Source organism: Ruminococcoides intestinale (assembly GCF_040095935.1).
GTDB lineage: Bacteria > Bacillota > Clostridia > Oscillospirales > Acutalibacteraceae > Ruminococcoides > Ruminococcoides intestinale.
Genome location: NZ_JBBMFQ010000001.1, coordinates 148,266 through 172,227, shown reverse-complemented (window position 1 = coordinate 172,227; position 23,962 = coordinate 148,266). Strand labels below are relative to the sequence as shown.

Annotated in this window: 24 protein-coding genes and 3 tRNA genes; 19 read left to right on the top strand and 8 right to left on the bottom strand. The window is 43.2% G+C overall.

The window, feature by feature from the left end; translation table 11 throughout:
- Window positions 1–163: 163 nt before the first annotated feature.
- Genes WMO31_RS00785 through WMO31_RS00745 form a run of 9 tightly spaced genes read left to right on the top strand, consistent with a single transcriptional unit; the run spans window position 164 to window position 8,725 of the window.
- A complete protein-coding gene (locus WMO31_RS00785; protein ID WP_015523550.1) occupies window positions 164–475 on the top strand; it encodes a hypothetical protein in 312 nt (103 codons plus the stop codon).
- A 34-nt stretch (window positions 476–509) separates the two neighbouring features.
- A complete protein-coding gene (locus WMO31_RS00780) occupies window positions 510–2,498 on the top strand; it encodes a V-type ATP synthase subunit I (protein WP_367999049.1) in 1,989 nt (662 codons plus the stop codon).
- A complete protein-coding gene (locus WMO31_RS00775) occupies window positions 2,495–2,968 on the top strand; it encodes a V-type ATP synthase subunit K (RefSeq protein WP_015523549.1) in 474 nt (157 codons plus the stop codon). Before WMO31_RS00780 ends, WMO31_RS00775 begins: the two co-directional genes overlap by 4 nt.
- Window positions 2,969–3,009: 41 nt before the next feature.
- A complete protein-coding gene (locus tag WMO31_RS00770) occupies window positions 3,010–3,591 on the top strand; it encodes a V-type ATP synthase subunit E (RefSeq protein ID WP_367999048.1) in 582 nt (193 codons plus the stop codon).
- A gap of 11 nt (window positions 3,592–3,602) precedes the next feature.
- The gene (locus tag WMO31_RS00765) at window positions 3,603–4,574 is read left to right on the top strand and encodes a V-type ATPase subunit (RefSeq protein WP_367999047.1); all 972 of its coding nucleotides are present in this window, start codon (window positions 3,603–3,605) and stop codon (window positions 4,572–4,574) included.
- Entirely contained in the window at window positions 4,567–4,890 is a 324-nt protein-coding gene (locus WMO31_RS00760) for a V-type ATP synthase subunit F (RefSeq protein WP_015523547.1), read from the top strand. Before WMO31_RS00765 ends, WMO31_RS00760 begins: the two co-directional genes overlap by 8 nt.
- Before the next feature lie 11 nt (window positions 4,891–4,901).
- Window positions 4,902–6,668: a V-type ATP synthase subunit A gene (locus WMO31_RS00755; RefSeq protein ID WP_118101353.1), complete on the top strand. Its 1,767-nt coding sequence runs from the start codon at window positions 4,902–4,904 to the stop codon at window positions 6,666–6,668.
- Window positions 6,668–8,041, top strand: coding sequence for a V-type ATP synthase subunit B (locus WMO31_RS00750; RefSeq protein WP_015523546.1), 1,374 nt, complete (start codon window positions 6,668–6,670; stop codon window positions 8,039–8,041). The genes WMO31_RS00755 and WMO31_RS00750 overlap by 1 nt, the downstream gene beginning before the upstream one ends.
- Before the next feature lie 21 nt (window positions 8,042–8,062).
- Entirely contained in the window at window positions 8,063–8,725 is a 663-nt protein-coding gene (locus tag WMO31_RS00745; RefSeq protein WP_021883654.1) for a V-type ATP synthase subunit D, read from the top strand.
- Window positions 8,726–8,822: 97 nt separating this feature from the next.
- Here the strand turns inward: WMO31_RS00745 and WMO31_RS00740 are convergent.
- The 5 genes from WMO31_RS00740 to WMO31_RS00720 all read right to left on the bottom strand — a co-directional run bounded on the left by WMO31_RS00740 (window position 8,823) and on the right by WMO31_RS00720 (window position 11,955).
- A tRNA-Gly gene (locus WMO31_RS00740) sits at window positions 8,823–8,898 on the bottom strand.
- A gap of 6 nt (window positions 8,899–8,904) precedes the next feature.
- Window positions 8,905–8,980: transfer RNA gene (locus WMO31_RS00735), tRNA-Val, on the bottom strand.
- Window positions 8,981–9,028: 48 nt separating this feature from the next.
- Window positions 9,029–9,103 (bottom strand) — tRNA-Cys (locus WMO31_RS00730).
- A 257-nt stretch (window positions 9,104–9,360) separates the two neighbouring features.
- Window positions 9,361–9,906: an HdeD family acid-resistance protein gene (locus WMO31_RS00725; RefSeq protein ID WP_295239670.1), complete on the bottom strand. Its 546-nt coding sequence runs from the start codon at window positions 9,904–9,906 to the stop codon at window positions 9,361–9,363.
- Window positions 9,907–9,924: 18 nt separating this feature from the next.
- Window positions 9,925–11,955 (bottom strand): alkyl/aryl-sulfatase, encoded by a 2,031-nt coding sequence (locus WMO31_RS00720; RefSeq protein ID WP_367999046.1) that lies wholly within the window; start codon window positions 11,953–11,955, stop codon window positions 9,925–9,927.
- A 187-nt stretch (window positions 11,956–12,142) separates the two neighbouring features.
- Here WMO31_RS00720 and WMO31_RS00715 point away from each other — a divergent pair, with 187 nt between their 5' ends.
- Together WMO31_RS00715 and WMO31_RS00710 are read left to right on the top strand one after the other, a co-directional pair.
- Window positions 12,143–12,865 (top strand): LytR/AlgR family response regulator transcription factor, encoded by a 723-nt coding sequence (locus WMO31_RS00715; RefSeq protein WP_367999045.1) that lies wholly within the window; start codon window positions 12,143–12,145, stop codon window positions 12,863–12,865.
- Window positions 12,862–14,175 carry a sensor histidine kinase gene (locus WMO31_RS00710; protein ID WP_367999044.1) on the top strand — a complete coding sequence of 438 codons (1,314 nt, stop codon included), beginning with the start codon at window positions 12,862–12,864 and terminating at the stop codon, window positions 14,173–14,175. Before WMO31_RS00715 ends, WMO31_RS00710 begins: the two co-directional genes overlap by 4 nt.
- Before the next feature lie 51 nt (window positions 14,176–14,226).
- Here the strand turns inward: WMO31_RS00710 and WMO31_RS00705 are convergent, their stop codons facing one another.
- Window positions 14,227–15,249: a carcinine hydrolase/isopenicillin-N N-acyltransferase family protein gene (locus WMO31_RS00705; protein ID WP_367999043.1), complete on the bottom strand. Its 1,023-nt coding sequence runs from the start codon at window positions 15,247–15,249 to the stop codon at window positions 14,227–14,229.
- A gap of 169 nt (window positions 15,250–15,418) precedes the next feature.
- The gene (trpS, locus tag WMO31_RS00700; protein ID WP_015523540.1) at window positions 15,419–16,480 is read right to left on the bottom strand and encodes a tryptophan--tRNA ligase; all 1,062 of its coding nucleotides are present in this window, start codon (window positions 16,478–16,480) and stop codon (window positions 15,419–15,421) included.
- 242 nt (window positions 16,481–16,722) lie between these two features.
- Here trpS and WMO31_RS00695 point away from each other — a divergent pair, with 242 nt between their 5' ends.
- The 6 genes from WMO31_RS00695 to WMO31_RS00670 are packed head-to-tail and all read left to right on the top strand — an operon-like array spanning window position 16,723 to window position 21,800.
- On the top strand, window positions 16,723–17,409 hold the full coding sequence (locus tag WMO31_RS00695; RefSeq protein WP_367999042.1) for a lysophospholipid acyltransferase family protein: 687 nt from the start codon (window positions 16,723–16,725) through the stop codon (window positions 17,407–17,409).
- A gap of 39 nt (window positions 17,410–17,448) precedes the next feature.
- Window positions 17,449–17,691 (top strand): acyl carrier protein, encoded by a 243-nt coding sequence (locus WMO31_RS00690; RefSeq protein ID WP_021883662.1) that lies wholly within the window; start codon window positions 17,449–17,451, stop codon window positions 17,689–17,691.
- A 1-nt stretch (window position 17,692) separates the two neighbouring features.
- A complete protein-coding gene (locus WMO31_RS00685) occupies window positions 17,693–19,891 on the top strand; it encodes a beta-ketoacyl synthase N-terminal-like domain-containing protein (RefSeq protein ID WP_367999041.1) in 2,199 nt (732 codons plus the stop codon).
- Window positions 19,892–19,906: 15 nt separating this feature from the next.
- Window positions 19,907–20,641 carry an SDR family NAD(P)-dependent oxidoreductase gene (locus WMO31_RS00680; RefSeq protein WP_117931552.1) on the top strand — a complete coding sequence of 245 codons (735 nt, stop codon included), beginning with the start codon at window positions 19,907–19,909 and terminating at the stop codon, window positions 20,639–20,641.
- Window positions 20,638–21,093, top strand: a complete 456-nt coding sequence (gene fabZ, locus WMO31_RS00675; RefSeq protein ID WP_117522667.1) for a 3-hydroxyacyl-ACP dehydratase FabZ — start codon at window positions 20,638–20,640, stop codon at window positions 21,091–21,093. The genes WMO31_RS00680 and fabZ overlap by 4 nt, the downstream gene beginning before the upstream one ends.
- Before the next feature lie 2 nt (window positions 21,094–21,095).
- Window positions 21,096–21,800 (top strand): flavodoxin family protein, encoded by a 705-nt coding sequence (locus tag WMO31_RS00670; RefSeq protein WP_293641715.1) that lies wholly within the window; start codon window positions 21,096–21,098, stop codon window positions 21,798–21,800.
- On the opposite strand, the gene WMO31_RS00665 is transcribed toward WMO31_RS00670, so the two are convergent.
- Entirely contained in the window at window positions 21,775–22,383 is a 609-nt protein-coding gene (locus tag WMO31_RS00665; protein WP_303675462.1) for a TetR/AcrR family transcriptional regulator, read from the bottom strand. The two genes, WMO31_RS00670 and WMO31_RS00665, sit on opposite strands and share 26 nt — an antisense overlap.
- Window positions 22,384–22,447: 64 nt before the next feature.
- On the opposite strand from WMO31_RS00665, the gene WMO31_RS00660 reads away from it, so the two are divergent.
- Together WMO31_RS00660 and WMO31_RS00655 are read left to right on the top strand one after the other, a co-directional pair.
- Window positions 22,448–23,287, top strand: a complete 840-nt coding sequence (locus WMO31_RS00660) for a patatin-like phospholipase family protein (protein ID WP_117931550.1) — start codon at window positions 22,448–22,450, stop codon at window positions 23,285–23,287.
- Window positions 23,288–23,464: 177 nt separating this feature from the next.
- Window positions 23,465–23,914, top strand: a complete 450-nt coding sequence (locus WMO31_RS00655; RefSeq protein WP_021883670.1) for a MerR family transcriptional regulator — start codon at window positions 23,465–23,467, stop codon at window positions 23,912–23,914.
- Window positions 23,915–23,962: the final 48 nt, after the last annotated feature.

Below are 23,962 nucleotides of genomic sequence, written 5' to 3'. Positions count from 1 at the left end.
CAAATGCGGTCACAGGGAAGAAAATGATAAAAAACTGGGCAAACTTTAATGTATGTTGATTGCTTTTTTAAAATAATTGTGCTACAATCTAGGAATAGAATAAACAAAATAGTGTATTCTTCATAAATATTTTTATGCAATTTTTTAGCAAAGGAGGATAACAATGGCAAAAGATATGCTGGACGCCATTTACAATGCCGAAGAGGATTGCAGACAGCGTGAGGCAAATGCACGAGCAGAATCAGCAGAAAGGGTTGAACAGACAAAGGCAGATGCCAAACAGGTTGTGCTTTCGGCAAAGGAAAAGGCACAGAAGGATGCCGATATGCTTTTTGAAAAGACAGCGAAAGAGGGCAAAAAAGAGCTTGAGAAAGCCTCTGAAAAGGCAAATCTTGAGTGCGACATTCTCTCTCGGACTGCAGACAAAAACCGCAAGCGTGTTATTGACGGGGCTATACAAAGGCTCTCTCTTTAAAACGGTTGCAATGAAAGAAGCGTGGTGATAGAAATTGGCAAAACTTAAAATGAAGTCGGTTCGGATTATTGCCCTAAGACAGGACAGAAAGCGACTTCTTGAACATTTGCAGGATTCGGGTTTGGTTCAGATTGAAAAGACCCAAACCTGCAGAAAAGGTTTCGGCAAGATTGATATGACCTCACAAATTCAGATTTTCGAGCGAAATGTTACTCTCAGTGAAAACGCTCTGAAAATTCTCGACAGCAACTCTCCCGAAAAGAAAAGTATGCTTTCCGCATTTTGCGGACGGCGGGAGATTGATCCCGATGAAATCGGAGTTATCGCATCAAATGCAGGCGAAGTTATTGATGTGTGCAACAGAATTTGTGAGCTTAACAAACAGATTGCCGATAATGCGGCGGAACGGATTCGCATAAAAACCGCTCTTGCACAGCTTGAGCCGTGGAAGAATCTTGACATTCCGCTTAATGCAAAGGACACAAAAACAACGGCTGTTTTCATAGGCTCAATTCAAAAGGAGTACAACGAGGTATCGCTTTCAAAGGCACTTGCCGAGGCGTCTCCGAAGCTTGAATTTGATTTTGAAATTCAATTTGCAAACGAGGGGCTTACCTGCATTGTACTTTTTGCACCGATTGCTCAAAAGGAGCTTGCGGAAAATGCTCTGCGTGATATCGGTTTTGCAAAACCTGTTACAAACTCAAGCCTTACCCCTTTGGCGGAATCAAAAAAGCTTGTTGAAAGAAGTCACAAGCTTGAAGATGATACGGAAAACGCAAAAAAGGAAATCATTTCCTTTGCAGACAGACGAAAAGATATTAAAGATACACAGGATTATTTCAGAATCAGAGCCGATAAATACAGCGTAATCGGTGAACTTCAGCATTCACGGAATGTTTTTGTTATATCGGGTTACATTCCCGAGGAGGACTGTGAAAAGCTTGAAAGGCTTTGCGAAAGAGTTTCTGTATGCTATGTCGAATTCGGCGATGTTGACGAGGAAAAAGCTCCTGTAAAGCTAAAGAACAGTCGCTTTGCAGCACCGGCAGAGAGCATTGTAAATATGTACTCTCCCCCGTCGCATGACGATATTGATCCAACACCGTTGCTTGCGTTCTTCTTCTACTTCTTCTTCGGAATGATGTTCTCGGATGCAGGCTACGGACTGTTAATGGTAATAGGAACAGGACTTGCAATAAAGCTGTTCAAGCCTGATAAGGAAATGAGAAACACCTTGAAGCTGTTCCAATATTGCGGTGTTTCAACATTTTTCTGGGGACTTGTTTTTGCAAGCTTCTTCGGAGATGCCCCCGCAACCCTTTACAACTACTTTACGGGTGCAAACATTACGATGAAACAAATCTTCCCGTGGCCGACAATTGACCCGCAAAAGGACGCACTTATGCTGATGATTATTTCAATAGCATTCGGTCTTGTACACATTCTTGTCGGTATGGGCTGCAAATTCTATGTTTGCCTCAGGCAGAAGGATTACGGCGGAGCGTTCTTTGACACGGGACTTTGGATGCTTATGCTTATCGGATTTGCCGTTTTGGCGGCAGGTATGGCATTCGGTCAGACACTCGTCTATGTAGGAGCAGGCATTGCGATTTTCTGCGCAATCGGTCTTGTTCTCACACAGGGCAGAAACAAAAAGGGATTCGGCAAAGTCATCGGCGGACTTGCCTCTCTCTATGACATCACAGGTTACATCAGTGACCTTCTGAGCTATTCAAGACTTCTTGCTCTCGGACTTACAACGGGAGTTATGGCTCAGGTATTCAATATGCTTTCGACCATGTTCGGAAAGAGCTGGTTTGGAATTATCTTACTCATTATTGTGTTCATCATCGGACACGCAATCAACATCGGACTCAACGCACTTGGTTCATATGTTCACACAATGCGACTTCAGTATGTTGAAATGTTCGGAAAATTCTATGAGGGCGGCGGCAAACAGTTTAAGCCGTTCAAGCTCAACAGTAAATATATTAAAATTCAGGAGGACAAATCAAAATGAATGGAATATTTTTCGCACTTTTAGGCGCATCAATAGCAACAGCACTTGCAGGCGTAGGTTCTGCTCGAGGTGTAGGCTCTGCCGCACAGGCAGCTATGGGAGTTCTTTCCGAGGACTCATCAAAATTCGGTAAAATGCTCGTTCTCACACTTCTCCCGGGTACTCAGGGACTTTACGGATTTATCGTAGGCTTCCTTATTCTCGTAAGCGGCGGCGTTCTCGGCGGCACAGCTCCGACAATCGGACAGGGACTTGCATACTTTGCAGCGTCGCTTGCTATCGGTATCGGCGGTATGATTTCAGGTTTTGCACAGGGCAAGGCAGCCGTTTCGGGTATTGCACTCAGCGCAAAGGACGATTCAAACTTCTCAAAGGCAATGGTTTCCGTAACTCTCGTTGAGATTTACGCTCTCCTTTCATTCATCGTTTCACTTCTCGTTGTTATCACAGTTCCAAACCTTAACATCTGATAACCGACTAACGAAAATTACGAAAGAAAGGTGGAATCACTTTGAGCAGCGGTGATAAAATTTTAAATCGCATAAGTCTTGACTGTGACGAAAGAATCAGCCAAATAGGTGCTGAAACCAATGAAAAATGCGCACAGATTATGGCACAGGCAAAGCTTGATGCCGACAAGATTTCTGCCGAAATTGCCGACAGGGCACAGTCAAAGGTCAAGCAGATGCAGGCGGCTTCAAAGAGCCGTTGCGACCTTGAAACACGCAACGCTTTCCTAAAGAGAAGGCGTGAAGAAATTGACAAGACATACAGTGAAATTCTTAATAAAATGAAAAATCTTCCCGATGAAGATTACTTTGAACTGATTTACACATTTGCAAAAAAGTTAAACGGAATGAGCGGTGTTGTGCTTTTGAATGAAAAGGATATGAACCGACTTCCGAAGGATTTTCTTGCAAGGCTTGAAGAATGCGGTGTAAAAGCAGAACTTTCAAAAACGCCGTGTGACATTGAAAGCGGATTTATTCTTAAATGCGGTGACATTGAAGAAAACATGGACTTCTCGGCAATATTGTCCGAAAAGCGTGACGCTATCGAGGATTTTATAAATCAGGAACTTTTTAAGGCATAGGGAGGAATATGATGGCATTATCTTATGAATTTTCCATCGGCTCCGTCCGTGCTAAAGAAAAAAATCTATTTACAAACAGCGACATTGAGCATATGCTCGGTTGTGAAAATGTGAACGAGCTTTGCAGATACCTCTCGGACAAGGGTTACGGTGAGGGTGATGACATTGAAGAGATTTTGAAATCACACAGCGAAAATGTGTGGGAATATCTTAAAAGAACCGCACCCGATTTTGCAATATTCAAACCGTTCTTCTATCTTAACGACCTTCACAACCTTAAAGCTGTTTTAAAGGGAACGCTTTCAAACAGACCGTATTCACAGCTTTTGATAAAGCCGTGTACTTTCTCTGAAGAAACGCTTAAACAGGCGGTTGAGAACAGAAAGTTTTCACTTTTGGGCGAAGAACTTTCCGCACCTTGTGACAAGGCATATGAAATTCTTGCACACACAGGTGACGCAAGACTCAGCGATGCGGTTCTTGACAGAGCTTTTATGGAGCTTGTTCTGAAAACATCCGAAAAATCCGACAGCGAATTTATGTCCGAATATTTTAAAGCTACAGTATTTTATAATAATGTAAAGACAGCCATAAGAGGTGCAAAAGCCGATTGCGACAGGGATTTTCTTGAAATTGCAATCTGTGATGTGCAGGACTTCCCCCGTTCAAGGGTTATTGAGGCAAGCGTAAAGGGACTTGAACCAACGCTTGATGTGCTGTCAAAAATCTCGGCATACGGCTGTAACAAGGCTGTTGAAGAGTACAAGGCTTCTCCGTCGGCATTTGAAAAATTTGTTGACAACAGGCTTATGAGCCTTGCAAAAGAAAAATGCAAAAGAAGCGGTGACGGTGCAGATCCGATTACGGGCTATCTGATTGCAAGTGAAACAGAGAAAAAAGTTATTCACATTATTGCAAGCGGAATCCGCACCAAGACAAATTATGAAACCGTAAAAGAAAGGTTGCGTGAAGTTTATGGCTAAAAATATTGCCGTTATCGGCGACAGCGAAAGCATAAAGGGCTTTGCGGCAATCGGCATGGACATTTATCCGTGTGATGACAACGAAAACGCACCGCATCTTTTCAGAAAGATTGCTGACGGTGACAACTATGCGGTAATTTTTATTACCGAGGAAATGTTCGGACTTGTTGAAAAAGAGCGAAAAAGATATGAAGAAAGGCTCATTCCTGCCGTTATTCCTATCCCCGGTGTAAAAGGCAATACGGGAATCGGCATAAAAAGGCTGTCGTCATTTGTTGAAAAGGCAGTCGGTTCGGACATTATCTTCAATGATTGAGGTGTAAGAATTTGAAATCTGGAATTATAACTAAGGTAGCAGGTCCTCTGGTAATTGCCGAGGGTATGCGTGATGCCGATATGTTCGATGTTGTGCGTGTAAGCAGTCAGCGACTTATCGGTGAAATAATTGAGATGCACGGTGACAGGGCATCAATTCAGGTATATGAAGAAACTTCGGGACTCGGACCAGGTGAGATTGTTGAATCCACAGGTGCTCCGCTTTCCGTTGAACTCGGTCCGGGACTTATCGGTTCAATTTATGACGGTATTCAGCGACCGCTTAACGAGATTATGAAGGTTGCCGGCACAAACCTCAAAAGAGGCGTTGATGTTCCGTCACTTGATCACAAAAAGAAGTGGCACTTTACTCCCCTTGTTAAAAAGGGTGACACAGTTGCGGCAGGCGACACACTCGGTACTGTTCAGGAAACACACGCTGTTCTTCACAGAATTCTTGTTCCGAACAAAACAGGCGGTGTTGTTGAAAGCATCAGCGAGGGTGATTTTACAATTGACGAAACAGTTGCCGTTCTCAAAACAGACAAGGGCAATGTTGAGATTAATATGTGTACAAAATGGCCTGTTCGTGTGGGCAGACCGTACAAAAGAAAACTCTCCCCCGACATTCTTCTTACCACAGGTCAAAGACCTATTGACACACTCTTTCCGCTTGCAAAGGGCGGTGTAGCCGCAGTTCCGGGACCGTTCGGTTCGGGCAAAACTGTTGTTCAGCATCAGCTTGCAAAGTGGGCGGCTGCCGATATTATCGTATATATCGGTTGCGGTGAGCGTGGCAACGAGATGACCGATGTTCTTAACGAGTTTCCCGAACTTAAAGATCCACGCACAGGCAACTCTCTTATGGAGAGAACCGTGCTTATTGCAAACACATCCGATATGCCTGTTGCCGCCCGTGAGGCATCTATCTACACAGGCATTACTATTGCAGAATATTTCCGTGATATGGGTTACACGGTTGCACTTATGGCTGACTCAACATCCCGCTGGGCAGAGGCTCTCCGTGAAATGTCCGGCCGTCTTGAAGAAATGCCGGGTGAAGAGGGTTATCCCGCATACCTCGGCAGCCGACTTGCACAGTTCTATGAAAGAGCAGGCCGTGTTATCGTAAACGGCAGTGATGACACGGAAGGCGCACTCTCGGTTATCGGTGCTGTATCACCTCCGGGCGGTGATATTTCAGAGCCTGTATCACAGGCAACACTTAGAATCGTTAAGGTATTCTGGGGACTTGACGCAAACCTTGCTTACAAACGACACTTCCCTGCAATTAACTGGCTGACAAGTTATTCGCTTTATACAGACCGACTTGCAGATTGGTTCTCAAAGAATGCCGCTCCCGACTTTATGGAGCTTCGTGGCAAACTTATGACATTATTACAGGAAGAAAGCGAGCTTCAGGAAATTGTAAACCTTGTCGGTATGGACGCACTTTCCGCACCCGACAGACTTAAGCTTGAAACCTCCCGTTCAATCCGTGAGGACTATCTGCACCAAAACGCATTTGACCCGACAGACACATATACATCTCTCGGCAAACAGGTGCTTATGATGCGAGCAATTCTTGCTTACTATGACAAAGCAAAAGAGGCTCTTGCAAACGGTGCAGACATTGAAATGCTTGTCAACCTTCCTGTTCGTGAACGCATAGGAAGATATAAATATGTACCCGAGGATAAGGTTCGGGACGAGTTCGAGTCAATCAAGGCTCTGCTTGATTCGGAAATTAAGGATGTACTTGAAAGGAGTGAGGACTGATGCCAAAGGAATACCGCACAATACGAGAGGTTGCAGGTCCTCTTATGATGGTTAGTGATGTTGAGGGCGTAACATATGACGAACTCGGCGAAATTGAACTTCCGAACGGTGAAACACGCCGTTGCAAGGTTCTTGAGGTTGACGGCTCAAACGCACTTGTTCAGCTTTTTGAATCAGCCGCAGGCATTAACCTTGCAAATTCAAAGGTAAGATTTTTAGGTCGTTCAATGGAACTTCCCGTATCTCCCGATATGCTTTCACGAGTATTTGACGGTCTTGGAAATCCGATTGACGGCGGTCCTGCTCTTATTCCCGAAAAAAGACTTGACATCAACGGAACACCTATGAACCCTGCCGCAAGAAACTATCCGCAGGAATTTATTCAGACAGGTATTTCAGCAATTGACGGACTTAACACACTTGTTAGAGGACAGAAGCTGCCTATCTTCTCAGCATCGGGTCTGCCACATGCCCAGCTTGCTGCTCAGATTGCAAGACAGGCGGCTGTAAGAGGTAAGGACGAGCAGTTTGCCGTTGTATTTGCCGCAATGGGTATTACATTTGAAGAATCCGACTACTTTGTTCAGTCGTTTAAAGAAACAGGCGCTATTGACAGAACCGTAATGTTTGTAAACCTTGCAAACGATCCTGCCATTGAGCGTATTGCAACTCCTAAAATGGCGCTCACGGCGGCTGAATATCTTGCGTTTGACAGAGGAATGCACGTTCTCGTTATTATGACCGACATCACAAACTATGCCGATGCACTCCGTGAGGTTTCTGCCGCAAGAAAAGAAGTTCCGGGCAGACGAGGCTATCCGGGTTATATGTACACAGACCTTGCAACATTGTATGAAAGAGCCGGCAGACTTAAAGGCAAAGAGGGTTCAATCACTCTTATTCCGATTCTTACAATGCCCGAAGATGACAAGACTCACCCGATTCCTGACCTTACAGGCTACATTACAGAAGGTCAGATTATCCTATCCCGTGAGCTTTACCGAAAGGGAATTACTCCGCCGATTGATGTTCTTCCGTCACTTTCAAGACTTAAAGACAAGGGCATCGGTCCAGACAGAACCCGTAAAGACCACGCCGCAACCATGAACCAGCTTTTTGCCGCTTATGCAAGAGGTAAAGACGCAAGAGAACTTATGATAATTCTCGGTGAGGCGGCTCTTACCGATATGGATAAAAAGTACGCTGAATTTGCCGAGGCATTTGAGCGTGAGTATGTTTCACAGGGTTATGACGCAAACCGTTCAATTGAAGAAACACTTGACATCGGCTGGAAGCTTTTGCATATTCTTCCCAGAAGTGAACTTAAACGAATTAAGGACGATATGCTCGACGAGTTTTACGGTAAAGAATAATCGCATTGAAGGTGTTTGCTAATGGCAGTTATGAATGTTAATCCCACCCGTATGCAGTTGACAAAACTGAGAAAACAGCTTGCAACAGCTACCCGTGGTCATAAAATGTTAAAAGACAAGCGTGACGAACTGATGCGCCGATTTCTTGACCTTGTAAGAGAAAACAAGGAGCTTCGTGAGAAGATTGAAAGAGAGCTTGCAGAGTGCAACAACCACTTTGTGAACGCAAGTGCGGTTATGTCAAAAGAGGCTCTGGACGCCTCATTGATGTCACCGAAGCAGAGAATTGACCTTGAGCTTTCTTCCAAAAATGTTATGAGCGTTGATATTCCGCAGTTTTCATCAAGCACACGAACAAGCAACGAGAGCGATATTTTTCCCTACGGTTTTGCGTTTACTTCGTTTGAACTTGATGATGCGGTTATGTCGCTCAACGAACTTTTGCCCGACCTGATAAGGCTTGCTGAAATTGAAAAAAGCTGTGAGCTTATGTCGGCAGAAATTGAAAAGACACGCCGCCGTGTTAATTCGCTTGAGCATGTTATGATTCCAAGATATCAGGAAACAATCAAGTATATTTCGATGAAACTTGAAGAAAATGACCGCAGCAGTCGTACAAGGCTGATGAAGGTTAAGGATATGCTTCTTGACAAGGCACATCATTATTCGGAACACTATAATTAACTACACAACAATCAAAGGGGCTGTTTTTTCACAGCCCCTTATTTGTCAAAAAATTCTGTAAAATAAAAAAATCAGTACATCAACTGTACTGATTTAATGGAGCGGATGACGGGGCTCGAACCCGCTACCTCCACCTTGGCAAGGTGGCGCTCTACCAGATGAGCTACATCCGCATATAATGGTGGGAACAACAGGGCTCGAACCTGTGACCCTCTGCTTGTAAGGCAGATGCTCTCCCAGCTGAGCTATGCTCCCACATTTTTATAATCGGAAAGCACTCCCGTTAAGAAGTGCTTTCCGTTTTGGAGGCGACACCCGGATTTGAACCGGGGCGTCAGAGTTTTGCAGACTCGTGCCTTACCACTTGGCTATGTCGCCGAATACTGAGCAATGTCACTCAACAGGCATTATTTTATCATAATAAAATTCATTTGTCAATACTGAATTTGCATTTTAACAACAAAATTTAACGGAAAATTTCTACACTGATATTTTATGCATCAAACAGAAAAATGACACCTCTGTTTTTGATTCCTCATAAAGCCCCGAACCCTCAAAGATGCAATACTCTGAAGGTTCGGGATTTTGGGGTTATCATACTTTTCTTAAAAAGAGAAGAAAACAAAATAAGTATCTTACACGCTCGGCTTTTCAAATGCCGAAAGAATAAGCTTTACACCGTAGATTGACAAAAGGACACCAATCATAAATCCGATTGTCTGTGCGGCAAATATGAGGTGGAAAAATCCGTAGATACCGCCGATTATGACGAGTATTCCGCAGAAAAGCGGAATAAGCCATGCACCTGAGGAAGATGCTTTTTTGACCTTGAATGACATTGCAACGGACGAGATACCATCCACTACAAGCCAGCCTGAGAAAATGCAGAGAATGATAACATCAAACATAAGTCTTATGCCCGGCATAAACATAGCAAGAATTGAAATTACTGCCGCTGCAATGCCGACAACAAGACCGAGTGTTCCCATTATCGCTTCACTCTGTTCAGCCTTTGCCTTTTTGCGTTTTGCAAAGTAGTCAATCACGGAGCATATTCCCCATACTCCGAGAAGAATTGTCACTATCCAACCGGCATTAAGGAAGGTAAGTCCCGGATAGAACATACAATAAATTGCGCCTATTATCGACAATATGCCGAAAATACAATTAAATACTTTCATAGTCACCTCATACTTTAATTAGGGTTCAATAATATTGAAATACAGTGGGAATTCGGCAACGCTTGATGTAAGGGTTTTGATGATGTCACTGTTGCCCTCAACCTTTTCAATGCTGGCGTCCATAAGTTTCTGATTGTTCTGTGTAATGCCGAGAATACCTGCGCTCTTGGTTTTGATTGTTGCGTCAGCCTTATCGCTCCACTTTTCCTGTGAATAGATAAGCACACCGTGATTTATGCGAAGAAGATATTTTGCGTTTTTATCGGTCACTTCAAGATTGATTACAAGATTCTGATCTTCAAGCTTCTTTTCGTCAAGACAGATTCCGAGATAATCCAACATTGTTTCGGTACTCATACCGAGAGCTGTTGCACCTGAACCTTCGGAATTCGGATAATTTTTTGTACCGTTACGAAGCTCATAAGCACCTGTAAGATAAGCGTTTCTCCATGCACCGCTTTCAGCCTGATATCCGAGCTGTTCGAGTGCGTCTGCGCAAAGATAGCGGGCGTCTTTATTTTCGGGATCAGCATATACAAGTGTGTTTGTAATCTGTGCAACCCACTGATACTCTCCCTTGTCAAAGTCTTTTTTAGCCATTTCAAGAACCTTGTCTGTGTCGCCGAGATACTCTACAAGCTTCTTAGAATATTCAGTCGGTTCAAGCTCATCAAGATGTATCGGGTTTTCGTCATACCAACCCATATACTTCTGATAAACCGCCTTTACATTGTGCTTGAGAGTTCCGTAATACTGGCGTGTGTACCAAACCTTGTTGAGTTCATCTGGAAGCTCCATCATATTTGCAATTTCGGTTGATGTATAGCCCTGATTGATGTACATAAGTGTCTGTGAGAATATGTACTTATAGACAGAGGCTGTGTTTGCCATGTAGTCATTGATTACATCGTTGCCCCAATGCGGCCAGTTGTGAGCCTGGAAAACTACTTCGGCTTTATCTCCGAAAAGCTCCTTTGCCTCCATAATGTACTGCGCCCACGCATTGCCGTCACGAACCTCTGCGCCACGGAGCGTATAGAGATTGTGCATTGTGCCGGAGCAGTTTTCAGCCATCCACAACGCCTTGTATTTTGGAATATAGGTATTCATCTCGGCAGGCGATTCTGTGTTGGGAGTAAGCTGGAACACCATTTCAACACCGTCAACCTTGATAGTTTCGGTAGCTTTCTTCACCTCATAAGACGGTGAAATGTATGTTGTTGTGCCGCTTGAAGGGGTAAGACCGATACCTACCGACAAACTGCCCTTACCGCCCTTATCAAGCAATGATCCGTACTGAAAGTTGGTTCTGCGTTTCATTGCGTTTCCTGCAAAAACATTTTCTTCCATAACAGCCTTTTCGTAGCCTTCGGGAACGATAATGAGCGTTTTGCCGGACTTAATCTGTTCGTCAAGCGGAAGTGATGAATCGGCAACATCCTTTTCGTCAATAAGTCCGCCGATACCGCCGTAGTGGTCAATGTGAGCGTGGCTTACAACAACAGCGGCAATATGCGCCTTGCCGAACTTAGATTCAAGCAGTTCAAGCGCCGCCTTTGCAGTTTCGGAGCTTGTTGTACAGTCAAAAACAATCCAGCCGTTGTCGCTCTTTACAAAGGTTACATTGGCAACATCGTAGCCTCTGACCTGATAAACACCGTCAACAACTTCAAAAAGTCCATAAAGCGAGTTAAGCTCCGTGTTTCTCCAAAGGCTTGGGTTTGCACTGTCGGGAGTTGACGAGTTTCTGATAAAATCATATGCCGACTGGCTCCATGCAACAGTTCCGTTCTCGGTTTTGATTTCGAGTTTGTCGGGTGCTGTTATAAAGCCCTTTTTTGCAAATTCCTTTTCCTGTTCATCGGAAAAGTCAAGGGTCTTATACACCTGTGCGTTTTCGTCAGCCGTATATTTTGACGCATCCTTTACATCGCTGTTGAATTTTGCGGATGTACTGCTGTCGCTCTGCTGACATCCGCAAAGTGCAGACGAGGCAATCAATGTTGCCGCCAAAGCAAGGCAAAGCCCCGTTTTCTTTTTGTTAATCATAGAATATTTCCTCCGTGTTTTTATCTGTCCATGATTTTTTGGTTTAAACTGAATTATAATAAATAATTGTCATTTAGTCCATACATTTGGCACAAAGTGAAAAATTTTGGCACGAAATGCAAATTAAAGTCACTATTTGCGATATTATGTGATACAATAAGAGTGATAATTATGCAGGAGGTACGGTATGAGGATTGCAATAGTTGATGATTGCGAAAATGAGCGGAATGAACTTTGCAAAAGACTTTCTCAAAGCTCATTTTCAAGGTCATATGATATTGAAATTTGCGGATACGGTAACGGAACGGATTTTCTGAATGAGGCAATGCAGAACAGATTTGACCTTGTTTTTATGGATATATATATGGAAAAGGAAAACGGAATTGATACGGCACAAAAGCTGAGGAAGTTTGACAAAGATTGTCTGCTTGTTTTCACAACCACATCAACCGACCACGCACTTGAAGGCTTTAGGGTTCGGGCATTGCACTATCTTGTGAAGCCATACAGCGACGAAGAGCTTGATATGTTGCTTGATGAGATTTCACGGAAAATTTCCGTTGAAGAAAAATACATTGAAATACCCTCTGCAAGTGACTCGTTGCGTATAAAGCTTTGCGACATTTTGTATGCCGAGCATTTTAAGCACTGCATACATATTCATTGTACGGACAAATCCGAAAAGTCTGTGCGCAGTACATTTGCCGAATTTGTAATGCTGTTTGATGACGGGGATAATTTCTTTGTGTGCAACCGAGGAATCATAGTAAATCTTGAACACATCAGGGATATGAACGGCAATGAATTTGTTCTTGACAACGGTGAAAGAATCTCCATAAGTCGAAGTCTTGTAAAAAGCGCAAAAAGCACCTTTGGCGAATATATTTTCGGCAGGAGGGATTTGCATTGACAAATGTTTTCTGTCCGATGATTGAACTCGGTGCAATCATCCCCGGTGTTGTACTTGCATATTTTCCGATAAAAAAACATCTCAAGGTATCCAAGCTCAGGCTGTTTCCTGTGATGATTTTATCACTTGTGTGCCTTTGTACATTGTGCGGTTTTGTTTGTTACAGATACAATCTGAAATCGTTTGTGCTTGCAATACCGATAGTGCTTGCCCTTTCGGCAGCATACTGTTGTTCACTCAAAACATCCATGTGGAAATCGGTGAGTGTGTTACTTGCGGTATGCGGAGTGTTTGCCTGCATTGCGAGCATTACACGGGCGGTTGATTCGATAACATTTCCGCAGAACACAACACCGTGGTTTGAAATTAAATCGGCTGTGCTGTTCAATATTCTATGCTGGATGTTTGTAATTCTTGCATGGTATCCTGCAACACACGGTGTGAGTGAACTGCTCGATGATGAAAACATTGCCCAGACATGGTATGTATTCTGGATTTTACCGATAATATTCATCTTGCTCAACTTTTTTATAATCCCATGGAATCCTAACATTCTCCATACAGGAAGAATTATGCAGGGTTACATTGTTATAAGCGTATCACTTCTTGTGCTGTTGCTCATTTTCTACGCTTTGCTGTATTTTATTGCAAAAAGTCTGAACCGCAATAACAAACTTGCTCAGAAAAATCAATTTTTGAATATGCAGAGGGCACAGTATGACGCATTAAAAGTCGCTATTGAAGAAACCCGTCAGGCACGGCATGATATGCGACATCACTTTGCCGTACTTAATGCTCTTGCCGAGCAAAAGAACTGGGAAGAACTTGAAAAATACCTTTCGTCAGCATCGCAGAATATACCCGACACAGAGCTTGTACTCTGTAAAAACCACGCTGTTAATGCGATTATCGGACATTATTATTCAAAATACAAGAGCAATGGTATTCCGTTTAAACTAAAAATTGACATCCCCGAAAAGTTGACAGTTTCGGAATCCGATATCTGTCTTGTAATCGCAAATTTGCTTGAAAATGCATTTGAGGCGAGCATGAAGCTTGACAGAGATAAACGGCAGATTAAAATGTATGCCCGTCCGCATTCCGAAAAGATATTGCTTATTTCAGTAGAGAATGCTTTCAACGGAGAGATTACCGAAAAGGACGGATTTTTCTGTTCGTCAAAGCGAAACGGTAACGGTATCGGTACGCAGTCGGTACGCAGAATTGCCGAAAAAGACGGCGGTTATTGCAGATTTTCTCACGAAAACGGAATTTTTACGGCGGACGTTATGCTGCACGGCAAAAACTGAATTGGACATTATAAAAGGGAAGAAACTTTTTTTCGGTTTCTTCCCTGTTTTTTATTCCGTAATTTTATTTTCTTTTAGCGAATATTTTGTCACCGTGTTCCAATCTCGGCGGATTGAAATATCAGCGGTAAGGTTTGTGTTGTCATAAACAATCGACCATTGAGTATTGCTTGTTATGTCATTCGGATTCGGTGCTTGTGATGCCGAAACAAGAGCCTCCCATGCTGTTTCTTTTGTGTAACTATTATTCTTTTCAAGAACATTAATTATCTTATCATACCGCTCTCTGCCGTGACCGTAAACACCGTTTTTCTGATAAGGCTTTACAAAATTTTTGTACATCACAAAAAAGTTTGTAACGGCAGGCGATTTTGTAACAACAAGCTTTCGGTCATCGCTGTTGCAATCGTACTCAATAACACGACCGTCACCGTTTAAATCGGTAACATAAAAGTGATAATCTCTTCCGCTTGAGGCGAACATATCGTATTTTTCAAAAAGTGTAACCGCCTCTTCGGTTGACGAAGCTCTGTCAAGTATAAGACGGATTGCAAGCGTTGTGGCAATAACAGGCTTTCCGCTTTGCTGACGGACGGGCTTGCTGTCAAGTGTGAGAACTGCGATTGACACGCCCTTTTCATTGATTCCGTCAAGGCTGATAAACGGTGAGAGCAAGGTTGCAAGCCTTGTTTCATCACTCAACTCGGGGTTGTTTGCACCTACATTATCAAGTGCCGCAAACGCAACCGACCTGTAGCCGTCCTTTGGCGAACAATACACAAGCATTGACGAAGTGTCGTTCTTAAAATCATAGTTTCGCCCCATCATTACGCTGTCGGGATTTTTCATTGTAAAGGCACTGCACCCAAAATTCGGCATTTTAAGATTGACGGGATAATCGGGCAGAACCTCCTGCAAAATTGCACCGAGAGCCGACTCATCATCAAAAATTCCTCTGTCAATGATTTTATCAATGCTGTAATCGTAGCATATATCCATTTTATAAAGATTAAAATCGCTGTAATCGGTCAGCTTTTTAACAGAATCAAGCGTATGCTTTCTTGCGTCAATCATAATGTATCCTCCTTAAAACGGGGTATTTTCAACGCAATAATAGCATAATATTTTTATTTTTTCAACAATTTTGAGTCAATTCGCAATAATTTTTTCATAAAAAAAATCGGAAAGACAGAATTTTTGATTTCTGTCCTTCCGACCTGTATTTTACATATTGAATTTTAAATTATTTGAGAAGATTATTGTCTGTAAAATAATCGATTCTCATAGAATGACGGACATCCTCAAGTGTTTTTGCGGCAGTTTCCTTTGCAACCTTACTGCCCTCTTTGAGAATATCGAGAACATCGGGAAGATGATTTTCCCATTCTTTTCTGCGTTCACGAATAGGACGAAGCTCCTCCTGCATAACATTGTTAAGGAATTTCTTAACCTTAACATCACCGAGCCCGCCACGCTGATAATGAGCCTTGAGTTCGTCAAGACAGCTGTAATCATTCCAAAATTCCGCAAAATACTCGTCACGGCAGAATGCGTCAAGATAGATAAACACGGGATTGCCCTCAACCTTGCCGGGATCTTCAACACGAAGATGATTCGGGTCGGTAAACATTGACATAACCTTTTTCTTGATATCCTCGGGTTCTTCTGCAAGATAAATGCAGTTGCCAAGTGATTTGCTCATCTTTGCCTTGCCGTCAATACCGGGCAGTCGCAGACAAGCCTTGTTGCTCGGAAGAATAATCTGCGGTTCCGTAAGAGTTTCGCCGTAAACGGAATTGAACTTGTGAACAATCTCTTTGCATTGTTCAAGCATCGGAAGCTGATCCTCGCCGACAGGAACGGCAGTTGCACGGAATGCCGTGATATCAGCCGCCTGACTAATCGGATAACAGAAAAATCCCACAGGAATGCTTGCCTCAAAATTACGCATCTGAATTTCTGCCTTAACGGTGGGGTTACGCTGAACACGGGACACGGTTACGAGGTTCATATAATAGAAAGTAAGCTCCGTAAGCTCGGGGATCATTGACTGAACAAAAATTGTTGACTTGTTCGGATCTATTCCGCAGGCAAGGTAGTCAAGCGCAACCTGCAAAATATTCTGTCTTACCTTTTCGGGATGCTCGGCATTGTCGGTAAGAGCCTGAGCGTCTGCAATCATAAGGTATATATCATCATATTCGCCCGAATTCTGGAGCTTTACTCTCTCCTTGAGCGAACCTGCATAGTGACCGACATGAAGTCTGCCCGTAGGACGGTCACCTGTTAAAATTACTTTTTTCATAGGTTTCTCCTTTGTTTACCTTGATTCAAAGGCAAAATTCTTTTCTATGATTATATCACCATAAACAACAGCCGTCAACATTTGTAAAAAAGCTAAAAGGAAAAATATTCCATAATAATTCCCATATATTTTATGCCACAAAATTCGACAGAATGTTGCATAAGACACACGCAAAATTCATTTGACCGTTGAAATTTTTTTAAATAAAAATATAATATTTTAAAAAAACGAGGGCAAAGAGTATGGAGTACAATTATCATAAAAATGCAGGACAGCTTGCATTCATAAAATTTGTAAAAGGTCTTGTGCATCTTCTTATTCGCCCGAAGGTTGAATGGAAGGACAAGAGCCTTAAAAAGAGCCTCAAGGGCAAGCCTGTTGTGTTTGTATGCAACCACACTCACCACTTTGACGGAGTTGTGATAAGCTCTGTACTCAGCAGATACAAGCCGTATATGCTTGTTAAAAAAAGCTGGTACGACAAGAGCGGAACAGGCTCGTTTATCCGAATTTGCCGCAGTATTCCCGTTGACTTTGACACCATGGACACAAACTGGTATGCGCAAAGTGAGGGTGCGGTTAAAAACGGATATTCAATGCTTATCTTCCCCGAGGGCGGAATTGCAAGAGAGGGCAAAATGCTCCCGTTCAAGCCCGGTGCGGCATTGCTTGCGGCAAAAAAAGGTCTTGACATAATCCCGATTGCATCTTTGGGTGAGTATAAAATTCTTTTTGGAAAGAGGCAGAAAATTTTAATCGGCAATCCGATAAAATCCGAATGTCCCGAAAATGTTCGCTGCTCAAAATATGCAAAAGAAATTAGTGCCGAAGCCGAAAAGCAGGTCAAAAAGCTTTATCTTGAGCTTGAAGAAAAATACGGCAAAGGCAAGGTTTATTACAAAGAAGATTTTTCTTCGGAAAATTTATAATAAAATCAAAAAATCAAAATTTTAAGTGAGGTAGTTAAAATGAACAATGCTATTGCAGATCAGATTAAGGAAATGCTCGTAGAAAACCTTAGAATTCCCGAAAACATTCTTACATACGATTCAGAACTTTTCGGTGACGAAATCGGTCTTGACTCAATCGACTCAATCGAAATCGTTGCAGGCATCGACACACTTTTCGGTATTGATATGACAGGTGCAGACCGTGAGCACTTCCAATCAATCAGAGCACTTACAGAATATGTAGAAAGCAAGCAGGGTTAATATGGCTGACAAAAAGAGATGTGTTGTCACAGGACTCGGACTTATCTGCGGTGTCGGTGACAATGTAAAGGATTGCTGGGATGCCGTAACACTCGGTCACTCCGGCATTGACGAGGTTAAGTCGGTTGACACCTCAAACTGTTATGCACACAAGGGTGCAGAGGTTGACAAGGCATCGTCAGAGCTTTCTCCCGAAAACTATGACCGTTCATCCCTTCTCTGTATTCATGCCGCAAACGAGGCTTTTGAAGATGCAAGCATTGACGCATCCGAAAAGAACATCGGTGTTATTCTTGGCAGTTGTGTAGGCGGTGCGGCAAGCATTGACAAATATTACACAGACGAAATCAAGGGTGACGGCGGTAAAAAAGAAGATATTTTCAAAATGGGTGCTTCGGCAATTGCCAACAATGTTTCCGCTCATTTCGGACTTGAGGGCATTACCGCAAACATCGTCAACGCTTGTGCGGCAGGCACAATGAGCATCGGCTATGCCTGTGACCTTATCCGTGAGGGCAAGGGTGATGTGTTCATCGCAGGCGGTTCGGACAGTTTTTCTTCACTTGCATTCAGCGGTTTCCACGCTCTCCATGCGCTTGACGAAAACGCCTGTTCCCCGTTCAATCACAGCACAGGTATCACGCTCGGTGAGGGTTCGGGTATTCTTGTAATCGAAAGCTACGAACACGCTGTTGAACGAGGCGCAAAGATTTACTGTGAAATTCTCGGTTCGGGTGTAAGCAGTGACGCTTACCACATTACCGCACCCCGTCCCGACGGTGAAGGTCAGATGAGTGCAATCAGAAGGGCTGTTGAAAGCTCTGCTCTTAGTTTTGACGATATCGACTACATAAACGCACACGGAACGGGTACTGCCAAAAATGACGAGGCTGAATTTTTTTCACTTCACACACTTTTTGACTGCAACGACCACCTTTCTGTCAGCTCAACAAAATCTATGACAGGTCATTGCCTCGGTGCGGCTGGCTCAATTGAGGCTGTATTTTCCGTAAAAGCAATAAAAGAAAACCTCGTTCCGCCTACAATCGGCTACTCCGATGAGGATTTGAAGGTGCTTTCCGAAAAGGCGGGCAACATTGACTTTATTCCGAACAAGAGCCACACAAAAGATGTTCACTATTCAATGTCAAACTCATTTGCATTCGGCGGCAACAACGCAAGCATCATTTTCTCGGACAACGAGCATGATATTCCCGACAACAGTAAAAATGAAAAAATTTACATTACGGGCATTTCAAAGCTTACGGGCACAAAGACTGACGAACACAGCCTTAACTGCAATCTTACTTCCGAGGATTATGACAAACACGGAATCAAGGTTGCATTTTACAGAAAGCTTGACCGTTTCAGCCAGCTCCAGCTTTTGAGCGGTATGGACGCACTTGCAGACGCTGACATTAAAATTGACAAAGACAACGAATATAAAACAGGTATTGTAATCGGCACGGCTGACGGCCCTATGACCGAAATTGTTGATTTCCAGAAAAAAGCAATCACAAGAGGCACCGAAAAGGGCAGTGCTTTTTCATTCCCGAATACGGTTTACAATGCCGCAGGCGGTTATCTGAGCATTTTCTCAGGCATCAAGGGCTACAACGCAACTGTTGCAAACGGCAATCAGGCAGGACTGCAGAGTATTTGCTATGCCGCCGATATTCTTGCAGACGGCAACGAAAGCGTTATGCTTGCCGCAGGTACCGATGAAAACACAAAGACAAACCTTGAACTCTATACAAAGGCCGAATTGCTTGAAAAACCGCTCGGTGAGGGCTCTGTAACTCTCGTTCTTGAAACAGAGAAAAGTGCAAACGGCAGAAATGCACGCAAGTATGCAGAAATTAAGGGTTATGCACAGGCTCACCGCCCTGTATCTTATGACAACTCAGAGGTTGACAGCAAAGCTGTTGTTGAGGTTATCGAAAAGGCTTGTGTGAATGCCGGCATTGAGGCAGACAATATCGACTTTGTATGCTGTGATGACAGGAAGATTATCAAGACGCTTATGCCATGCTATGATGTATCGCAGGAAATCGGCAATGCAAGAGCCGCAGCAAGTGCAATGACAGCGGCATATGCGGCTGAGCTTCTTTCTGACAGCGAGAAAAATTACGAATACGGACTTGCTCTTTCAATGGGTGCGGGCGGAACATACTCTGCCGTAATTCTGAAGAAAGCGTAAAAATCGGAGGTAAATATGAGCAAAACCGCTCTTGTAACAGGTTCATCAAGGGGCATTGGCAAGGCTTGCGCTTTAAAGCTTGCAGAGCTTGGATATGACATTGCCGTGAACTGCAATTCAAATTTAGAAATGGCTCAAAAGGTTGTTGACGAAATTACAGCACTCGGCAGAAAAGCCGTTGCCTACAAGGCAAACACGGCAGATATTGACGAAGTAAAGGATATGTTCCGCAGTATTCAGCAGGACTTCGGCGGAATTGATGTGCTTGTCAACAACGCAGGTGTGGTTGACGACGCTTACCTTTTGATGATTAAAGACGAGTCGCTTGAAAGAAGTCTTGACATTAATATCAAAGGATATTTCAATTGTGCAAGACAGGCATCGCTTAAAATGCTCCGCAAAAAGAGCGGAATCATCATCAACATTTCTTCCGTAAGCTCTGTTCTTGCAGTTGAAGGTCAGTCGGTTTACAGTGCAACAAAGGGTGCGGTAAACGCTATGACACACACGCTTGCAAAGGAACTTGCAAAGTACGGAATCAGAGTAAACGCAGTTGCACCCGGTTTTATCGAAACCGAAATGATGAACGGCATTCCCGAAGAATTGCAGAAAAAGTATCTTGAGGCTATTCCCGAAAAGAGATTCGGCACAGTTCAGGATGTCGCAAATGTCGTCGGACAGCTTTGCAGTGACGATTTTTCATATATGACAGGTCAGGTGCTTGTGCTTGACGGAGGACTCAGCTTATGATGAATCTGCTTGAAATCAATCAAAGAATAAAACAAAGACCACCCTTTCAGATGATTGAGAGGGTGACCGAGCTTGAGCCGAATGTTTCGGCAACAGGTATAAAAAATGTGTCGGTGAACGAGCCGTATTTTGCAGGTCATTTTCCCGACACACCGATTATGCCGGGAGTATTGCTCATTGAATCTGCGGCACAGCTTTGCAGTCTTGTATTTGCTCCCGAAAGCGTTGAGGAGGACAAGTTATATGTTCTTCTAAAAGTCAAGGATTTCAAAATGCTCCGCCCCGTTATTCCGGGTGACACGCTTATTATCAGCGTAAATGTTACAATGTCAACAAAGTCGGCATTTGAATTTGCGTGTGTCATTAAGGTTGACGGTGAAGTGAGGGCAAAGGGAAGTCTTTTGTTTACCACAATGGATAAAAATGCGGTTTACAAGCCGTCACAGGAGTGATTATGAAGGTTCTCGTATTAAACGGTAGTCCAAAGGGCGAAAAAAGCAATACTCTCAACATTACAAAAGCATTTCTTGACGGCTTTTCGGCTGACACTGAGATTGAATATATCACGGTTAAAAAGGAAACAATCAAGCCGTGTATGGGTTGCTTTTCGTGTTGGAGCAGAACACCCGGCGAATGTGTTATAAAGGACGATATGCAGAAAATCTACGAAAAGATTAATTCTGCCGATATTATCATTGAGAGCTTTCCGCTCTACTTTTTCGGTATGCCGTCACAGATGAAAGCATTAACCGACAGATGTCTGCCGTATATGCTCCCCTATTCGGGAAATGTTGCCGAGGACAAAGAAGCCTCTTTCCATGAACTGCGTGATGAAGCAATGCACGAAAAGAGGCTTTTGGTTATTACGACTTGCGGCTATGTGAGTGCCGAACCGATGTATCCCGCACTTATAAAACAGCTTGATTTGATTTGCGGTAACGGCAATTACACGATGATAAAATGTCCCGAGGGCGAGCTTTTTATTGCAGAAAAAGCTGAAAGGCAGAGAAAAGCATACCTTGATTCAATCACGGAGGCAGGCAGGGAATTCTGCGAAAACCGTTGTCTTTGCGATGAAACAATGAAAAAAATTTCAAAGCCTATTCTCTCCCCCAAAGGATTCGAGGCAATTACTAAGGCTCATTGGAAAATGAGTTAATCAGCTTTTTGGGTGGAACATATTCGGACAATGCTCCGAGAACGAACTCGTTGACAGCGTCTGCAAGTTTTTCGGAGCTTTCTGCACAGCCGTCATTGAACCAACGGACATAAACCGAGATAAATCCCGAAACGACAAACTCAACAAGGTATTTGAGTTTTGTTTCATTTTTAAAATTAAGCACAGGTCTTATTGAAACCTCGATAAATCTTTTCAAAAGCTCAACAGAGCGTCCAGAGCCGAACACCTCGGGAGAATTTTTCAGAATTTTATTAATCTGTTCTTTATTTTCAACAATGGAAAGACCGATAAAATTCAGCTGATTCACAAGATTGTTGCCGTCACGGTCGGATTTTTTCGCATGGCTGATAACATCGTTGATTATATCGTAGTTGATATCATCGACAACATCCTGAACCGTGTTGTAGTGACGGTAAAAGGTTTTGCGGTTAATCATCGCCTTTTCTGCAAGCTCAGTCACTGTGATTTTGGAAACATTTTTTTCGGCAAGCAAATCAATCAGCGAATTTTTTATATTGGTTCTTGTTTTTACAATGCGAAGGTCAGTCACATTAGCGTCCATACTATCACCCCATAAAACAGTTTGATTATAGCACCAAAATTTTTTTGAGTCAACGGAGGTCCTTATGACAGGTCTGATAATTGAAGGCGGAGCAAGGCGAGGAATTTTTACCGCCGGTATAACCGACTGTCTGCTTGAAAACAAAATACACTTTGACTATGTTGCAGGAGTTTCGGCGGGAGCTGAGGTTGCCCTTGATTTTACCGCAAAACAGGAAGGTCGTTCCCGCAGGGTTATTATGCCCCACAGAACAGGCGATTTTTCAGTTCTCGGTTTTCTTTCAATGGATCTTGACAATATGATTTACAGATTTCCTTATCAGGACTATCCGTTCGATTTTGATACATTTTTTGCGTCAGATACAAACTGCGAATTTGTGGCAACCGACTGCGTAACAGGCAAGGCAAAATATTTTTCCGAGAACAAAAGCGAACAGCGATTGCTTGACTCCGTAAGAGCGTCCTGCACAGTTCCTATTCTCTATCAGATAAGCGAATTTGAGGGCGGAAAGTATGTTGACGGCAGTATTGCCGACGCTGTTCCCTTTGACCGTGCGTTTGAACAGGGCTGTTCCCGTGTGCTTGTGCTTTTGACAAAGCCCGAAAATGAGCCTTGCACGGACTATCGCAAGTTTGAATTTTTAATCAACAAAAAATACAAGGACTATCCGAACCTCATCAACGCTCTTATGACGAGATTTGACCGCTATAATGAGCAATGCAAAAGAATGAAACAGCTTGAGGAGGACGGCATACTTATGGTACTCCGCCCGTCACACAAGTATGTAAAATCATTTGAGATGAACACGGATGTGCTTGACGAGGCATATAACGCCGGCAAGAATCTTGCCAAAGAAAAGCTTGCCGAAATTGAAGATTTTCTCAATGTTCTCGAAAAGAAATAACACGACAATAAGTTTTCTAATATATTATCTTCCCGAAAGTCAAGGTACAGATTTGTGCCTTGACTTTTTATTTTAAAAACAATTCAATTGACAACCAAATCATTATGCAGTATGATTGTATTGACAGATAAACTTGGCTTTAGGTCAAGACCTTTTAGAATATTTTGGAGTGATTTTATGTACACAATCGGTCAGGTATCTCAGATGTGCGGTATTCCTGTTTCAACCCTGCGTTACTACGATAAAGAGGGACTTTTTCCGCATATGGAGAGGGTGTCGGGCATCCGCAGATTTTCCGACAGAGAGCTTGAAACACTCCGCATAATTGACTGCCTCAAAAAATCGGGACTTGAAATCAGGGAAATAAGAAAATTTATGCAATGGTGCGCCGAGGGCAGTTCGTCCTATCCGCAAAGGCGAGAGCTTTTTGAAAATCAGAAAAAAACCGTAGAAAAGGAAATTGAGCGTCTTCAAAAGACGCTTGATATGCTCCGCTTTAAGTGCTGGTACTACGATACTGCCATTGCTGACGGAAACGAGGACAGAATCAACGAAATGCTCCCGAACAATCTTCCCGATGATATTCAAAAGCTGTATGACCATGCCCACAGCGATGACGAAGATTAATTTTGATAATTTGTAAATTCACAGAATTACGCTCTCCAAACGGAGGGC

What these genes read in the sequence shown, in the direction of transcription:
- WMO31_RS00785 (WP_015523550.1), top strand. Translation starts at nt 164, where the DNA reads ATGGCAAAAGATATGCTGGACGCCATTTACAATGCCGAAGAGGATTGC.
- WMO31_RS00775 (WP_015523549.1), top strand. Translation starts at nt 2,495, where the DNA reads ATGAATGGAATATTTTTCGCACTTTTAGGCGCATCAATAGCAACAGCA.
- WMO31_RS00765 (WP_367999047.1), top strand. Translation starts at nt 3,603, where the DNA reads ATGGCATTATCTTATGAATTTTCCATCGGCTCCGTCCGTGCTAAAGAA.
- WMO31_RS00760 (WP_015523547.1), top strand. Translation starts at nt 4,567, where the DNA reads ATGGCTAAAAATATTGCCGTTATCGGCGACAGCGAAAGCATAAAGGGC.
- WMO31_RS00750 (WP_015523546.1), top strand. Translation starts at nt 6,668, where the DNA reads ATGCCAAAGGAATACCGCACAATACGAGAGGTTGCAGGTCCTCTTATG.
- WMO31_RS00745 (WP_021883654.1), top strand. Translation starts at nt 8,063, where the DNA reads ATGGCAGTTATGAATGTTAATCCCACCCGTATGCAGTTGACAAAACTG.
- WMO31_RS00725 (WP_295239670.1), bottom strand. Translation starts at nt 9,906, where the DNA reads ATGAAAGTATTTAATTGTATTTTCGGCATATTGTCGATAATAGGCGCA.
- WMO31_RS00720 (WP_367999046.1), bottom strand. Translation starts at nt 11,955, where the DNA reads ATGATTAACAAAAAGAAAACGGGGCTTTGCCTTGCTTTGGCGGCAACA.
- WMO31_RS00715 (WP_367999045.1), top strand. Translation starts at nt 12,143, where the DNA reads ATGAGGATTGCAATAGTTGATGATTGCGAAAATGAGCGGAATGAACTT.
- WMO31_RS00705 (WP_367999043.1), bottom strand. Translation starts at nt 15,249, where the DNA reads ATGATTGACGCAAGAAAGCATACGCTTGATTCTGTTAAAAAGCTGACC.
- trpS (WP_015523540.1), bottom strand. Translation starts at nt 16,480, where the DNA reads ATGAAAAAAGTAATTTTAACAGGTGACCGTCCTACGGGCAGACTTCAT.
- WMO31_RS00695 (WP_367999042.1), top strand. Translation starts at nt 16,723, where the DNA reads ATGGAGTACAATTATCATAAAAATGCAGGACAGCTTGCATTCATAAAA.
- WMO31_RS00690 (WP_021883662.1), top strand. Translation starts at nt 17,449, where the DNA reads ATGAACAATGCTATTGCAGATCAGATTAAGGAAATGCTCGTAGAAAAC.
- WMO31_RS00685 (WP_367999041.1), top strand. Translation starts at nt 17,693, where the DNA reads ATGGCTGACAAAAAGAGATGTGTTGTCACAGGACTCGGACTTATCTGC.
- WMO31_RS00680 (WP_117931552.1), top strand. Translation starts at nt 19,907, where the DNA reads ATGAGCAAAACCGCTCTTGTAACAGGTTCATCAAGGGGCATTGGCAAG.
- fabZ (WP_117522667.1), top strand. Translation starts at nt 20,638, where the DNA reads ATGATGAATCTGCTTGAAATCAATCAAAGAATAAAACAAAGACCACCC.
- WMO31_RS00670 (WP_293641715.1), top strand. Translation starts at nt 21,096, where the DNA reads ATGAAGGTTCTCGTATTAAACGGTAGTCCAAAGGGCGAAAAAAGCAAT.
- WMO31_RS00665 (WP_303675462.1), bottom strand. Translation starts at nt 22,383, where the DNA reads ATGGACGCTAATGTGACTGACCTTCGCATTGTAAAAACAAGAACCAAT.
- WMO31_RS00660 (WP_117931550.1), top strand. Translation starts at nt 22,448, where the DNA reads ATGACAGGTCTGATAATTGAAGGCGGAGCAAGGCGAGGAATTTTTACC.
- WMO31_RS00655 (WP_021883670.1), top strand. Translation starts at nt 23,465, where the DNA reads ATGTACACAATCGGTCAGGTATCTCAGATGTGCGGTATTCCTGTTTCA.